Raw genomic sequence first — 15,194 nt, 5'->3', positions numbered from 1 at the left:
CCTTAATGAAGACTTTATCTCTAGTGATGATAACCAAAAATGAAGAAGCGGTGCTGGGTAGATGCTTGGACAGTGTCAAAAGTCTGGTTAAGGAAATTGTAATTGCCGATACAGGATCGAAGGATCTTACGAATGAAGTTGCAGCGACATACGGTGCGAAAGTGTTTGAATGCGAATGGAATCAGCATTTCGCGGAGGCGAGAAACTTCGCAATTTCCAAAGCAAGCGGAGACTGGATTCTTGTTCTAGATGCGGACGAATACATCTCCAACGATTGTGCTGCAGCCATAAGTGCGTTTATTAATAAGGGAGATGCGATAGGTCGAATTAGACGAATCGATAAGTTCCGCAGCAAGGATGGAGTATCATATGCCAGCTCTTACATATCGCGTCTCTTTCCGAAGCATGTCCGTTACCAGGGCCGAATCCACGAACAATTGGACTCCAGTCTCCCAAGAGTCACGCTGCCTGTCGAGGTACAGCACGATGGTTACTTTGAGACGACGCGATCTGAACGCAACATTCCGTTGCTTCTCATGGAGATCGAGGCCGATCCGGCTAATCCTTACTACCATTATCAAATAGCCAAGGAATACCGTGGCTTAGAGAAGCATGAAGCTGCGCGTCAACACTTGCAAACCTCTTCCTCACTACTAACTAAAAGAGAACTTTATTATCCGAACGTCATCGTTGATTATTTATACGCCATGATGGCTACTAAACAAATGGAAATAGGGATTCAAGTCATTAATGAGAATCAACAGCAGTTAAATGACTTCCCAGACTTTCATTTTGTACGAGGCCAGTTCTATTTGGATCTACTCCTACAAGATACACAACGCTATATACATCTGTTCCCGGAGATAGAAAAGGCCTATCTTGAATGTCTGCGGATCGGGGAGTCCAACAAATACGAAAGCGTCATGGGGACGGGCAGCTACTCGGCTTTGCACAACCTTGCCGTATTCCATGAGGTTACGGGGAATATGAATAAAGCGTTGGATTACTACGAGCAAGCCTCCCATTTTTCATATGCTCCTTCCATCGAGAGACTAGCCCAATTGAAGAGAAATTAGTTTTCTGAAAATTCACAAATAACTAAAAACTATTTTGATCTAGGTTCCCGCATATGATATAATAAGAGCATGTAAAGGAGGAATGCCCCATGAATTACAACATTCGAGGCCAACGTTTTCAGGTTACAGATGCTTTGAGAGAATACGTCGAGAAGAAGCTTAGCCGGTTGGAACGATATTTCGAATCACCTATTACCTCCGAAATTAATGTCACTCTCTCCGTCACGAAGGCACAGCATACGGTAGAGGTGATGATTCCGCTAGTTGGCGTTATGCTTCGCGCCGAAGATAAGAGCGAAGACATGTATGCGTCCATCGATATGGTGGTGGATAAGCTGGAACGCCAGATTCGCAAGTACAAAACCAAAGTTAATCGCAAATTCAGACAGGGCAGCGGAGTGAGAGCCCTGTTCCGAGAAGAAGGCTCCGCAGTCAGTGTGCTGGAAGAGGAAGAAGATCTGGAGCTCGTGCGCACGAAGCGTCATATTCTGAAACCGATGGATGTGGAAGAGGCCATTTTGCAGATGAATATGGTTGGACATAACTTCTTCGTATTCGCCAACGCGGAGAGCAAGGAGGTCAACGTCGTCTATCGACGCAGCGATGGCAAATACGGATTAATCGAGCAAGGCTAATCCATAACAACCGCGAGCCCTGTCTCCATAGTGGAGCAGGGCTTTTTTGCGCCTTGCCGCAGGTGCATTGCGACAGGGTCTACAAACTGTTACAATCTTAAACAAATAGACCAACTACCGAAAGGGGAAAACCATGCTCGGACTGGTGAAAAAAATATTCGGAGACGCGAATGAGCGCGAAGTAAAGCGCCTCATGCGGACGGTAGAAGAGATTAATGCGATGGAGTCGAAATTTACGGCTTTGTCTGATGAACAATTACGCGGCAAAACCGATGAGTTCAAGGCGCGCATCGAAAAGGGCGAGGAACTGACGGCTATTCTGCCGGAGGCGTTCGCTACGGTACGGGAAGCTTCGAAGCGTACGCTTGGCATGCGCCATTTTGACGTGCAGCTTCTTGGCGGTATGGTGCTCCATGAGGGTAAAATATCCGAGATGAAAACCGGTGAAGGTAAAACGCTCGTCGCGACCCTCCCCGTTTACTTGAACGCATTGCTCGGCAAGGGTGTTCACGTCGTTACGGTCAACGGCTACTTGGCTGAGCGCGATAGCAAAATCATGGGCGAGCTGTATAATTTCCTTGGAATGACAGTGGGCTGTAACCTGCATGGGTTGTCGCATTCGGAGAAACAAGAGGCTTATGCCTGCGACATTACTTATGGCACGAACAATGAGTTCGGATTCGACTATTTGCGCGATAACATGGTTCTGTACAAGGAACAGATGGTTCAGCGTCCCCTGTACTACGCGATTATTGACGAAGTGGACTCCATCCTCGTCGACGAAGCGCGTACGCCGCTTATTATTTCCGGACAAGCAGCCAAGTCGACAGAGCTGTATCATGCTGCTGACCGCTTCGTGAACAAACTCAAGGTCGAAGAAGACTATACGGTCGATATCAAGCTTCGCAACGTTATGCTTAACGAGCAAGGCGTAGAGAAGGCGGAGCGCGCCTTCAGCATCGAGAACCTGTTCGATCACGCCAACGTGCTTATTAACCATCATATCCAACAAGCGCTCAAGGCTAACGTTATTATGAAGCGGGACGTGGATTACGTCGTTCAAGAGGACGAGGTTGTTATCGTCGACGAGTTCACGGGTCGTCTCATGTCCGGCCGCCGCTACAGCGATGGTCTGCATCAAGCGATCGAGGCCAAGGAGCAGCTCAAGGTACAGAACGAAAGCATGACGCTCGCGACGATCACGTTCCAGAACTACTTCCGGATGTATCGCAAGCTGGCGGGCATGACGGGTACGGCGAAGACGGAGGAAGAAGAGTTCCGCCGGATCTACGGTCTGGACGTTATTCAGATTCCTACGAACCGCTCTATGATTCGTAAGGATATCCCGGACGTCGTGTATAAGACGGAAAACGGCAAATTCAAGGCCGTCGTAGAAGAGATCGTGGAGCGCCACAAGAACAACCAGCCGGTCCTGGTCGGCACGATCTCCATCGAGAATTCGGAGAAGCTGTCCGATATGCTGAAGCGCCGCGGTGTCCAGCATAAAGTGTTGAATGCGAAGTTCCATGCCGAGGAAGCTGAAATTATTTCGCGTGCTGGTCAATACGGCGCCGTTACCATTGCGACCAATATGGCGGGACGCGGTACGGACATTTTGCTGGGCGAGAAGGTGCCTGAGCTTGGCGGTCTTCATATTATCGGTACGGAGCGCCACGAAAGCCGCCGGATCGACAATCAGCTGCGCGGACGCGCGGGACGCCAAGGCGACCCAGGTTCTTCGCAATTCTATCTGTCGCTGGAAGACGAACTTATGCGTCGCTTCGGTTCGGAAAATATTATGGTCATGATGGACCGTCTCGGTCTGGAAGAAGATCAGCCGATCGAAAGCCGGATGATCTCCAAGGCCGTAGAATCCGCTCAGAAGCGCGTAGAGGGAAGCAACTTCGATACGCGGAAGGTTGTCCTGCAATACGACGACGTTATGAACCAGCAGCGCGAGGTTATTTATAAGCAGCGCCGTGATATTCTGGAATCGTCCGACATTCGCAGCGAAGTGATGGATATGATCAAGCCGGTCGTCGAGCGTATCGTTGAAGCGCATTGTGCAGAGGATATTCCGGAGGATTGGGATCTGCAAGCCATCGTGGATTATGTGCACGCCAATCTGCTGGATGACGGCTCCATTACGAAGGAAGAGCTGTGGGGCAAGGAGAAGGAGGAGATGTCCGAATTCATCCTTGGCAAGGTCGTTGCATATTATGACCAAAGAGAAGAGCAGCTTGGCGCCGAGACGATGCGCGAATTCGAGAAGGTTGTCGTGCTTCGCGCGGTAGACAGCAAGTGGATGGATCATATCGATGCGATGGATCAGCTTCGCCAAGGTATTCATCTCCGCGCATACGGCGGTACGGATCCGCTTCGCGAATATCAATTCGAAGGTTTCGAGATGTTCAAGGCGATGATCGAGACGATCCAGGAGGAAGTCGCCAAGTATATCATGAAAGCTCGCGTAGAGAGCAACCTGGAGCGCCAAGAGGTCGTGAAGGGCCAAACGTCGTCGACTAGCGGCGGTGGCGAGAATACGGAGAAGCGGCCCGCGAAGCGCGAAGAACGCGTCGGACGCAACGATATGTGCCCATGCGGCAGCGGCAAGAAATACAAGCAGTGCCACGGAAAGTAATTATGTAGTTGAAAAAATAAAGGTTCAAAAGGCGAGGCGATCAAAAGCGGACTTTTTGAACTACCAGATTGAAATAAAGGTTCAAAAAGTCCGGTTTTCAGCACCGAGAAGGTTGGATGAAACTAGGAAATGAGGAGCGGAGCGTAGCAGAGCTACGTGAGCACCGGAAGTTCCGGTTGAATTCAAGATTCGACGTCGAATAAACTTCTTGGGATACTTCGTGATCAAAAACGGACTTTTTGAACTACCTTATATTGAGGAGAATCGTGCCATGTTGGATATTAAGGTAAAACAGGATCTACGCGAGATGGCCAAGCGACTCCAAGAGCTCAGGGGGTCTCTTTGACCTGGATCTCAAGCAAGAGATCATCGCGAACTTTGAGGAAAAAATGTCGATGCCAGACTTCTGGGACGACAATGAGCGGGCGCAGGGCATTATCTCCGAGCTGAACGCCGTGAAGTCGGTCGTGGAACAATACGACCGGATGAATAACGATCGGGAAGAGCTGCAGATGATGATGGAGCTGGTAGAGGAAGAGGGCGACGAGTCTCTCGAAGCCGAGCTGGCGCAAGGCGTCGAGGCTCTGCTGACGAAGGTTGGCGACTTCGAGCTTCAATTGTTATTGAATCAGCCTTACGATAAGCTCAATGCCATCATCGAGCTTCATCCCGGCGCAGGCGGCACGGAGTCGCAGGACTGGGGACTGATGTTGTACCGGATGTACACGAGATGGGCGGAGAAGCGCGGCTTCAAGGTCGAGGTGCTGGATTACCAGGACGGAGACGAAGCGGGCATCAAGAGCGTATCCATCCTGATCAAAGGATATAATGCTTATGGCTACCTCAAAGCGGAGAAGGGCGTGCACCGACTCGTGCGAATCTCGCCGTTCGACTCGGCTGGAAGACGTCATACGTCATTCTGCTCTCTCGACGTCATGCCGGAGATCGACGACACAATCGAGATCGAGATTCGTTCGGAGGATCTGAAGGTCGATACGTATAGAGCCAGCGGCGCGGGCGGCCAACACGTCAATAAGACGGAATCCGCGATTCGGATTACGCATATTCCGACGGGAATCATCGTTGCTTGTCAGCAGGAACGCTCACAGATCGCCAACCGCGATCGCGCGATGAAAATGCTGAAGTCTAAGCTATACGAGCGCAAGATCGAAGAGCAGATGAAAGAACTCGCCGAGATTCGCGGGGTGCAGTCCGACATTGCTTGGGGCAGCCAGATCAGATCCTACGTTTTCCACCCGTACAGCATGGTCAAGGACCACCGCACATCCGTGGAGACAGGCAACGTAGGCGCGGTCATGGATGGCGATATCGACGCCTTCATCGACGGCTATTTGCGTCATCAGATCCGCCAGGAAGAATAACAAAGGGGAAGAGTTCTGACACTGTAATTAACGGTGCGGGACTCTTCTTTTGGGTATAGGGGGATTGTTCGAGTGGAAGTGGGAAAGAGAAAACGCGGCAATTCGCTAAAGCGGCGTAATCCACGGCTGTACGCCATATGGAATATCGCGCAATTATTATTAGGTTCGATGATCGTAGCCACGAGCTTTAATCTGTTCCTTGTGCCGAATGGCATTGCTTCGGGCGGTGTATCCGGCATATCGATTTTGGTGCAAGAGCTGGCTGGCGTTATGCCCGCGTACACGCAATGGGCCATCAATATTCCGTTGTTCATAGCCGGAGTGCTGATCATTGGGCGGAAATTTGGAGCCAAGACGCTGCTGGGTACGATCGTGTTGCCGCTATTCGTGCTTCTGACAGCTCATATGCCGCCGCCTACGGACAATCCGATTTTGGCCTCTATATACGGCGGGATCGGCGTCGGACTGGGGCTGGGGTTGGTGTTCAGGGGAGGCGGATCCACGGGAGGACTTGATCTGGCGGCGCAGATGCTTCACAGGTTTACGGGGCTCCCGTACAATCTGGCGATTGTTTGTTTTGACGGCTGCGTTATTATTGCGGCGGGTATTATTTTCTCGCCGGAGGTGTCGTTGTACGCGCTGATCGGACTTTTCGTGACCAGCAAGACGATTGACTTCATGCAGAACGGTCTGCAATTGTCCAAGGTAGCATTCATCATCAGCGATCGGACGGAGGAGGTGGCGACGGCCATCCTGAACGATCTGGACCGCGGGTTGACGAGATTGGATGGACATGGCGGCTTCACGGGTCAGGGCCGGACGATACTCATGGTCGTTGTAAGCCAGAATGAGGTGTCGAAGCTTAAGGTGCTTGTGCGCGACATCGATGCAGGGGCATTCGTTATTATTAGCAATACGGCCGAGGTGCTCGGTCAAGGTTTCAAGTTGGAGACATAAAAGGAAAGGGAGCCTGCACGACTGAATGTATAGACGTAATCGAGCATTCATAATTGTGCAGGCCTTATAAACCACGAATGCTTCATCATGAGACGTTGTGCACGAACATATGCTCCTATTTTAGCGTTTGGCAAGGAATTAGTCAATCTCACGAGTGAGAAAATATCGTCATATTGATTATTGTATTAATATTAGTCTGAATGTATAATAATACAGACTTCTATCATATGTTCATAACAACCTTAATGTTGTAAAATAGGAAGTTGTAGATACTGGAAGGCCTCGCGACTGCAAGCGCATGGACGACATTTTACCTTGGCAGCGGGGCTTACATCACATAGCATCATGAGATTGAGATTGTAATAAGGGAGTGGATCGCAATGGGCAAAAAGCTGGGTGTCGCCATCGTCGGCTCGACGGGATACGGCGGCGTTGAATTGGTAAGGCTTCTGGCGTCCCATCCGCTTGCGGAAGTGACTTCGGTCATCTCTTCGTCCAGCGCGGGAACGCCGATTACGGAAGGTTATCCGCATTTGACGGGCATTCGGGAAGAACTGCTTGACGATGTCGACGCCGAGGCGATCAAGCGGAAGGCGGATGTTGTATTCCTGGGCACGCCTGCGGGCGTTGCCTCCAAGCTGGCGCCCCAATATTTGGAAGCGGGACTTAAGGTCATCGACCTGTCCGGAGATTTCCGATTGAAGTCGCCAGGATTATATGAGCAATGGTACAAAAAAACGGCTGCAGACGAGAGTTATCTGGAGCAAGCGGTGTTCGGCCTATCCGAGCTGTATGCTGAGAAGGTTCGCGGAGCGAGCTTTGTATCCAATCCGGGTTGTTATCCAACCGCAACGACGCTCGGTCTTGCGCCGGCCGTACGGGAAGGCTGGATCGATCCCGCAACCATCATTATCGATGCAAAGTCGGGCGTGTCCGGCGCGGGCCGCGGCGCTTCGCTCGGCACACACTATTCGGAGCTGAACGAGAACTTCAAGGCTTATAAAATCAATCAGCATCAGCATATCCCCGAGATCGAGATGATACTGTCCGATATGGCCGGGGCGCCGGTCGTGACGACGTTTACGACGCATCTCGTGCCGATGACGCGGGGCATTATGTCGACGATGTATGCCACGATTAAGGGCGACCGCAAGGCGAGCGACTTCATTGATCTATACCGCAGCTTCTACGAGGGCAGACCTTTCGTTCGTATTCGGCCGGAAGGACAGGTACCTGCGACGAAGGAAGTATGGGGCTCCAACTATTGCGATATCGGCTTCGCGGTCGACGAGCGTACGGGTCGCGTGACGATCGTGTCCGTCATCGACAATCTGGTTAAGGGCGCTGCCGGTCAAGCGATACAGAACCTGAATCTTATGATGGACTGGGACGAGACGCTGGGATTGCAATTCGTTCCTGTATATCCGTAATTCCTGCTGCTCGCTATCATGCCTGGGCAACCGAGCAGCTTCTACCTAACTGACAAGGAGACACGATTCAAGATGGAACAAGGCAGCTTCAAAGTATTGGCGGACGGCTCCGTCACGACGCCCAAGGGCTTCCGGGCCGGCGGTCTGCACTGCGGACTTAAGAAGACAACCCGTCACGACCTGGGAGCTATCGTATGCGAGGTTCCGGCGACGGCGGCTGGCGTATATACGACGAATGTATTTCAGGCGGCGCCTTTGCAGGTAACGCGCGAGAGCATCGGATCGGACGGCGTGCTTAGAGCGGTTCTCGTCAACAGCGGCAACGCTAATGCCTGCACTGGCGAGCAAGGCGAGGCGGATGCCTACGAGATGCGTTCCCGCTTCGCGGAGGCGATAGGCGTATCGGCGGATCAAGTGGCAGTAGCGTCTACAGGGGTTATCGGCGAGAATTTGAAAATGGACAAAGTGCGCTCCGGAATCGACGGCTTGCCGGCGAAGTTGGACGGCGGTCTTGCTGGCGCTGAGGATTTCTGCCAAGCGATCCTCACGACGGATCTCGTGCAGAAGATGGTTTGCGTGGAGCTGATGCTGGACGGTCAGCGCGTATCTATTGCTGGCGCGGCGAAGGGCTCCGGCATGATCCATCCCAACATGGCGACGATGCTGGGCTTTGTCACGACGGATGCCGCGATCGGAAGCGACGAACTTCAGACGTTGCTTCGCCAGTCGACGGATCTGACGTTTAATATGATTACGGTGGACGGCGACACGAGCACGAACGACATGTTAGTCGCCATGGCAAGCGGTCTCGCAGGCAATCAATCCCTAACGCCTCAGCATGAAGGCTGGGCTGCGTTCGCGGACGCGCTTCGTTATGTATGCGAAGTGCTTGCCAAAGCGATCGCCAGGGACGGCGAAGGCGCGACGAAGCTGGTAGAGGTGCAAGTGCGCGGCGCGGAAAGCGATGAGTCGGCGCAGGCGATTGCGAAGACGGTGATCGGTTCTTCTCTTGTAAAATCCGCGGTATTCGGCGCCGACGCCAACTGGGGCCGCATTATCGCGGCCGTGGGACGCGCGGGCCAACCGGTAAATCCGGCTACGGTGGATATCAGGCTGGGCGATATCGTGACGCTGGAGCAATCCCGTCCGGTCGCGTTCGACGAGGATGCGGCGCTGGAATATCTCAAAGGCGATACGGTCGTTATCGGCGTCGACCTGCATATGGGGAGCGGCAGCGCGACGGCTTGGGGCTGCGACCTGACGTACGACTACGTACGCATTAACGCGGCGTACCGGACGTAAGGAGGAGAGCGGACATGGAACAACGGTTTGTGATGAAATGCGGCGGCAGCACCCTCGCGGCGCTGCCCGACGGCTTCTTCCACGAATTGCGCGACTTGCAGGCGGCTGGCGTGAAGCCGGTCATCGTGCACGGGGGCGGTCCCGCGATTTCGGAGACGTTGACGAAGCTCGGCATCGAGACGGAGTTCGTGAACGGGCTGCGCAAGACGAACGACGACGTATTGGACGTCGTGGAGATGGTATTGGCGGGACGGATCAACAAGGAGATCGTGCGCAAGATCGGCGTTAACGGTGCCCAATCGCTCGGCTTGTCCGGCGTGGACGGCGGTTTGATCCAAGCGAAGCCGGTATCGAACGCGCACGAGATCGGCTTCGTCGGCGACGTGACGGACGTGAACGCGTCGATCATCGAAGGCGTAATGGGAATGGGCTATATTCCCGTTATTGCCCCCATCGGCATCGACGCCGCGGGACAACGCTACAATATTAATGCAGATACGGCGGCAGGAGCGGTTGCGTCCCATCTGGGCGTAGAGCGGATGATCGTCGTCACGGACGTGCCGGGCATCATGAAGACGGTGGACGGAGAGAAGGTTGTGCTCCCGTCCGTGACGGTGGCGGAGATCGACGAAATGATCGCGAGCGGCGAAATCTACGGAGGCATGATTCCGAAGGTTCGCGCGGCGGTGCAATGTATACAGGGACGCGTGCAAGAGGTTGTTATCGTAAGCGGACAGGAGCCAGGCGTATTGACGCGGGCCGTCCGCGAAGGCGGAGTAGGCACTCGCATCGTCCAATCCAGCGAAAGGCGGGTGTAATTCCAAGATGACGGATACGATAGAAGCGGCAGCCACGCAATCCTTGCTCCCTACCTATGCGCGTTATCCTATGGCTCTGGTTAAGGGCGAAGGAAGCTGGCTGTGGGACGACAAGGGCAACAAATATTTGGATTTCATGAGCGGTATTGCCGTCACGAATCTGGGGCATGCTCCTAAGCGAATCAAGGAAGCGCTGGTGAAGCAGCTTGACGAGCTGTGGCATGTATCGAATCTGTTCCAAATTCCGAATCAGGCGGAAGCGGCCAAGCTGCTGACGGACAACAGCTGCGGCGACGCGGTGTTCTTTTGCAACAGCGGCGCGGAGGCGAACGAGGCGGCGATTAAGCTTGCCCGTCGTTACCAGCAGCTGGTGGCCAAGAACGGGCGTTACGAGATCATCACGTTCGAACAATCATTCCACGGAAGAACGCTGGCGACCCTGACGGCGACGGGCCAAGCGAAGGTGAAGGAAGGTTTCGCCCCGCTGCCGGAAGGCTTCAAGACGATTCCTTACAACGACATCGAAGCGCTCAAAGCTGCGATTAGCGGCGTAACGGCTGCGGTCATGCTGGAGCTGGTGCAAGCGGAGGGCGGCGTCCATCCGGCGAATGCGGACTATATTCGGCAAGTAGCAGAACTGTGTGAACGCGAAGGCATTCTCCTCGTCGTGGACGAGATTCAGACGGGCATTGGTCGGACGGGCAAATTGTTCGCATACGAGCACTACGGCATCCAGCCGGATATCTTTACGCTGGCCAAAGGGCTCGGCAGCGGCTTCCCGGTCGGCGCTATGGTCGCCAAGGAGAAGCTGCGCGAAGGTTTCACGGCAGGCAGCCATGGCTCGACATTCGGCGGCACGCCGATCGCGACGGCTGTGGTAAAGGCGACGCTGGAGACGATTGTAGGCGACGAGCTTCCTGCGCGAGCTGCGGAGCAAAGCGTTTATCTCATGGAGCAACTTCGCAATAAGCTTGCGAGCGCGTCTTTCGTAAAGGAAGTTAGAGGACTTGGACTCATCGTCGGCATTGAATGCGAAGGACCCGTGGCGAACGTGCTGACAGAGGCGCAGAATCGCGGATTGCTCGTTATAGCAGCAGGGCCAAACGTTATTCGTTTACTGCCGAATTTGTTGGTGACAAGCGAGGAGATCGATCTCGCGGTATCGATATTAGCGGAGCTGCTCGAGGCAGCAAAATAACTGGGAAAAGCAGAGGCATTAAAGGAGGGAACATCCATGCAAGTCGTTAACGAAGAATTGGCGCAGAGCCTGAAAGGCCGCGATTTCCTTATGCTGGTCGATTTCAAGCAGGAGGAGCTGCGTTACCTGATCGATCTGGCGATCGATCTTAAGAAAAAGCAGAAGGCCGGCGAGACCCATCATATTCTGAAGGGCAAGACGCTTGGCATGATTTTCGAGAAGTCGTCGACGCGCACGCGCGTATCGTTTGAGGTAGGGATGTACCAGCTCGGCGGGCAGGGGCTGTTCCTGAGCGGGAACGATCTGCAGATCGGCCGGGGCGAAACGATCTGGGATACGGCGCAGACGTTGTCGCGTTATCTGGACGGCATCATGATTCGCACGTTCGCACATCGCAAGGTTGTTGAATTGGCGCGCGGAGCGACGATTCCGGTCATTAACGGTCTGACGGACCTGTCCCATCCTTGCCAGGCGCTGGCGGACTTCCAGACGATCTACGAGCAGAAGGGCCGCTTGGAAGGCCTGAAGATGGCGTACATCGGCGACGGCAACAATATGGTTCACTCCCTTATGATGGGAGCCGCCAAGCTTGGCGTGCATATGTCGATCGCGACGCCGGAAAGCTACGAACCGGATGCCGACATTATTGAGCAGACGAAAGTCAACGCGGCGGAGACGGGCGCGCGCATCACGATTTGCCGCGATCCGAAGGAAGCGGTAGACGGAGCGGATATTATTTATACGGACGTATGGGCCAGCATGGGGCAAGAAGCCGAGCAGAAGGAACGCGAGGTTGCCTTCAAGAAGTTCCAGGTAAACGACGAGCTTGTGAAATACGCGAACAACGACTACCTGTTCATGCACTGCCTGCCGGCGCATCGCGGCGAAGAAGTCAGCGAGAGCGTTATCGACGGGAAGCAGTCCATTATTTTCGACCAGGCTGAGAATCGTCTCCATGCGCAGAAAGCGATCATGGCGGCTATCATGTCTTAATTCATACGAAAACCAAGATTGAAGGGGAGTAAGAGAACAATGGCGAAGGAAAAAATCGTGCTGGCCTATTCCGGCGGTTTGGATACATCTGTCATTCTGAAATGGCTTAAAGAAACGTACGACGCGGAAATTATCGCGTTTACGGCCGACATCGGACAGAAGGACGAGCTAGACGGTCTGGAGGAAAAAGCGCTGGCTACCGGCGCTTCCAAAGTATACATCGACGACCTGCGCGCGGAATTCGCGAAAGACTTCATCTATCCGATGTTCCAAGCCGGAACGCTGTATGAAGGCCAATATTTGCTGGGCACGTCCATCGCGCGTCCGCTGATCGCGAAGCGCATGGTGGATATCGCGCGCGCGGAAGGCGCAACGGCGATCGCGCATGGCGCGACGGGCAAAGGCAACGACCAAGTGCGCTTTGAGCTTACGGCGGCGGCTCTGGCTCCCGAGATCGGCGTTATCGCGCCATGGCGTCTGGAAGCGTTCCGCGAGCAATTCCCGGGCCGCGCCGAAATGATCGCTTATGCGGAGAAACACGGCATTCCGGTTACGGCATCGGCGGCGAAGCCGTATTCCACGGACCGCAACCTGCTGCACATCAGCTTCGAGAGCGGCATGCTGGAGGATCCATGGTTCGATCCGAGCGCCGAAGAGAACGAAGACATGTACGTCCTCAGCGTATCGCCGGAGCGCGCTCCGGACCAAGCGGAATACGTCGAGCTAACGTTCGAGCAAGGCGACTGCGTAGCGCTGAACGGCGAAGCGTTGAGCCCGCTTGAAGTGATGGAGAAGCTCAACGAGCTGGGCGGCAAGCACGGCATCGGCCGCGTGGACATGGTAGAAAACCGTTTCGTCGGCATGAAAAGCCGCGGCGTATACGAGACGCCGGGCGGCACGATCCTCTTTACGGCTCACCGCAAGATGGAGTCGCTCACGATGGACCGCGAAGTGATGCATCTTCGCGACTCCCTGATCGCGAAATACAGCCAGCTCGTATACAACGGCTTCTGGTTCGCGCCGGAGCGTCTTGCTCTGCAAGCGCTGGTCGCCGAATCGCAGAAGAACGTCTCGGGCGTCGTTCGCCTCAAGCTGTACAAAGGCAACGTCATCGGCGCCGGCGTCAAGAGCCCGGTCAGCCTGTACAACCCGGACATCGCGACGATGGAAGCCGATCCATCGCAGGCGTACGATCAAGGCGACGCGACAGGTTTCATCCGCTTGAACGCGCTGCGCCTTAAGGTATCGTCGGGCGTGGAGCAAAGCAAAGGCGAGTAGAGTCGGGACCCCAATAGACGAATGGACCGGACAGACGGCGGAAGCTTGCGCAGGCAGGCTTCCGTCCGCCATGTCCGATCCTCTTTTATATCAGATATAACCGGAAGTTCACGATCGGAAGGAGTGCTGAGTCACGCATGAGCAAATTATGGGGTGGGCGATTTACGAAGAAAACGGACCAGTTGGTCGAGGAGTATACAGCTTCGATCATGTTCGATAAGGAGCTGGCGGAGGAGGATGTGCAGGGCAGCCTCGCGCATGTCACGATGCTGGGCAAGCAGGGCATTTTGCCGGCGGACGATGTGGAGAAGATCAAGGACGGCCTGCATCGCGTTCTGCAGCGCATCAAGCGCGACGACATCGAATTTTCCATCGGCGATGAAGACATTCATATGAATATCGAAAAAACGCTCATCGATGACGTAGGCACGGTCGGCGGCAAGCTTCATACGGGCCGCAGCCGGAACGACCAGGTCGCGACGGACATGCATCTGTGGCTTCGCAAACGCGTCGTGGAATTCGTCGACATGCTGCACAAGCTGCAAACCGCGCTGGTCGAGCAGGCGAAAGCCAACACGGACACGATCGTGCCTGGTTATACGCATCTGCAGCGCGCGCAGCCGATTTTGTTCGCGCATCACCTGATGGCGTACGTATCCATGTTCGGCCGCGACATCGAGCGTCTTCAGGACAGCTACAAGCGCATCAACGTACTGCCGCTGGGCGCAGGCGCGCTGGCGGGCACAACGTTTCCGATCGACCGGCATTTTGTGGCGAGTCAGCTGAAGTTCGACAGCGTCTACGAGAACAGCCTTGATGCAGTAAGCGATCGCGATTTCATCCTGGAGTTCTTGTCGCACGCCTCCATCATTATGATGCATCTTTCGCGCCTCAGCGAGGAGCTCATTCTGTGGTCGAGCACGGAGTTCCGCTTCGTGGAGCTGGATGACGCGTTCTGCACGGGCAGCAGCATTATGCCGCAGAAGAAGAATCCGGACGTGCCGGAGCTTGTGCGCGGCAAGACGGGACGCGTATACGGCAACCTCGTAGGCTTGTTGACGGTGCTCAAGTCGCTGCCGCTCGCGTACAACAAAGACATGCAGGAAGACAAGGAAGGCATGTTCGACACCGTGAAGACGCTTCAGGGTGCCCTCCAATTGTTCGCGCCGATGATCGCGACGATGAAGGTGAACAAGGAGCAGATGCGCCAGGCAGTGAATCAGGACTTCTCCAACGCCACGGACATCGCCGACTTCCTCGTGGGCAAAGGATTGCCGTTCCGTCAGGCGCATGAAGTCATCGGCAAGACCGTTCTATACTGCATCGAGCAGAACAAATATTTGCTGGATCTGACGCTGGACGAGTTCAAGCAGTTCTCCTCGCTGTTCGACGACCGCATTTATGCGGTGCTGCAGCCAGAGCAGGTCGTAAACGCGCGCAACGTTTATGGCGGCACGGCGAAGCCGCAGGTCGAGGACGCGATC

At 54.4% G+C, this 15,194-nt stretch carries 12 protein-coding genes; all 12 read left to right on the top strand.

Translation table 11 applies throughout. The features are described 5' to 3' along the window. Positions 1-5: 5 nt before the first annotated feature. Positions 6-1,076, top strand: a complete 1,071-nt coding sequence (locus PAT3040_RS04390) for a glycosyltransferase family 2 protein (RefSeq protein ID WP_108991673.1) — start codon at positions 6-8, stop codon at positions 1,074-1,076. 89 nt (positions 1,077-1,165) lie between these two features. Next, positions 1,166-1,711: a ribosome hibernation-promoting factor, HPF/YfiA family gene (hpf, locus tag PAT3040_RS04385; RefSeq protein WP_108991672.1), complete on the top strand. Its 546-nt coding sequence runs from the start codon at positions 1,166-1,168 to the stop codon at positions 1,709-1,711. Between the two features lie 133 nt (positions 1,712-1,844). Further along, on the top strand, positions 1,845-4,352 hold the full coding sequence (secA, locus tag PAT3040_RS04380) for a preprotein translocase subunit SecA (protein WP_108991671.1): 2,508 nt from the start codon (positions 1,845-1,847) through the stop codon (positions 4,350-4,352). 271 nt (positions 4,353-4,623) lie between these two features. Next, positions 4,624-5,734, top strand: a protein-coding gene (prfB, locus tag PAT3040_RS04375; RefSeq protein ID WP_108991670.1) for a peptide chain release factor 2 whose coding sequence is annotated in 2 segments (ribosomal slippage) — positions 4,624-4,695 and positions 4,697-5,734 — 1,110 coding nt in all. Because the reading frame shifts where the segments join, the coding sequence is not laid out codon by codon here. 63 nt (positions 5,735-5,797) lie between these two features. After that, the gene (locus tag PAT3040_RS04370; protein ID WP_373863925.1) at positions 5,798-6,691 is read left to right on the top strand and encodes a YitT family protein; all 894 of its coding nucleotides are present in this window, start codon (positions 5,798-5,800) and stop codon (positions 6,689-6,691) included. 380 nt (positions 6,692-7,071) lie between these two features. Further along, a complete protein-coding gene (gene argC, locus PAT3040_RS04365; RefSeq protein ID WP_108991669.1) occupies positions 7,072-8,121 on the top strand; it encodes an N-acetyl-gamma-glutamyl-phosphate reductase in 1,050 nt (349 codons plus the stop codon). A 72-nt stretch (positions 8,122-8,193) separates the two neighbouring features. After that, a complete protein-coding gene (gene argJ / locus PAT3040_RS04360) occupies positions 8,194-9,423 on the top strand; it encodes a bifunctional ornithine acetyltransferase/N-acetylglutamate synthase (protein ID WP_108991668.1) in 1,230 nt (409 codons plus the stop codon). 14 nt (positions 9,424-9,437) lie between these two features. Continuing rightward, positions 9,438-10,241, top strand: a complete 804-nt coding sequence (gene argB / locus PAT3040_RS04355; RefSeq protein ID WP_108991667.1) for an acetylglutamate kinase — start codon at positions 9,438-9,440, stop codon at positions 10,239-10,241. A gap of 7 nt (positions 10,242-10,248) precedes the next feature. Next, a complete protein-coding gene (gene argD, locus PAT3040_RS04350; RefSeq protein ID WP_108991666.1) occupies positions 10,249-11,439 on the top strand; it encodes an acetylornithine transaminase in 1,191 nt (396 codons plus the stop codon). A 36-nt stretch (positions 11,440-11,475) separates the two neighbouring features. Then, positions 11,476-12,432 carry an ornithine carbamoyltransferase gene (gene argF, locus PAT3040_RS04345; RefSeq protein WP_108991665.1) on the top strand — a complete coding sequence of 319 codons (957 nt, stop codon included), beginning with the start codon at positions 11,476-11,478 and terminating at the stop codon, positions 12,430-12,432. A 39-nt stretch (positions 12,433-12,471) separates the two neighbouring features. Next, complete coding sequence (locus PAT3040_RS04340) at positions 12,472-13,710, top strand: argininosuccinate synthase (protein WP_087569399.1); 1,239 nt, start codon at positions 12,472-12,474, stop codon at positions 13,708-13,710. Positions 13,711-13,847: 137 nt separating this feature from the next. Then, positions 13,848-15,194: argininosuccinate lyase (argH, locus tag PAT3040_RS04335; RefSeq protein WP_108991664.1), on the top strand; the 1,347-nt coding region annotated here is incomplete at its 3' end.

It is taken from the genome of Paenibacillus agaridevorans (assembly GCF_003112455.1).
Classification (GTDB): Bacteria; Bacillota; Bacilli; order Paenibacillales; family Paenibacillaceae; genus Pristimantibacillus; species Pristimantibacillus agaridevorans.
The sequence above is the reverse complement of the archived record's forward strand: the minus strand, read 5'-3'. Positions and strand labels throughout refer to the sequence as shown.

What these genes read in the sequence shown, in the direction of transcription:
- PAT3040_RS04390 (WP_108991673.1), top strand. Translation starts at nt 6, where the DNA reads ATGAAGACTTTATCTCTAGTGATGATAACCAAAAATGAAGAAGCGGTG.
- hpf (WP_108991672.1), top strand. Translation starts at nt 1,166, where the DNA reads ATGAATTACAACATTCGAGGCCAACGTTTTCAGGTTACAGATGCTTTG.
- secA (WP_108991671.1), top strand. Translation starts at nt 1,845, where the DNA reads ATGCTCGGACTGGTGAAAAAAATATTCGGAGACGCGAATGAGCGCGAA.
- argC (WP_108991669.1), top strand. Translation starts at nt 7,072, where the DNA reads ATGGGCAAAAAGCTGGGTGTCGCCATCGTCGGCTCGACGGGATACGGC.
- argJ (WP_108991668.1), top strand. Translation starts at nt 8,194, where the DNA reads ATGGAACAAGGCAGCTTCAAAGTATTGGCGGACGGCTCCGTCACGACG.
- argB (WP_108991667.1), top strand. Translation starts at nt 9,438, where the DNA reads ATGGAACAACGGTTTGTGATGAAATGCGGCGGCAGCACCCTCGCGGCG.
- argD (WP_108991666.1), top strand. Translation starts at nt 10,249, where the DNA reads ATGACGGATACGATAGAAGCGGCAGCCACGCAATCCTTGCTCCCTACC.
- argF (WP_108991665.1), top strand. Translation starts at nt 11,476, where the DNA reads ATGCAAGTCGTTAACGAAGAATTGGCGCAGAGCCTGAAAGGCCGCGAT.
- PAT3040_RS04340 (WP_087569399.1), top strand. Translation starts at nt 12,472, where the DNA reads ATGGCGAAGGAAAAAATCGTGCTGGCCTATTCCGGCGGTTTGGATACA.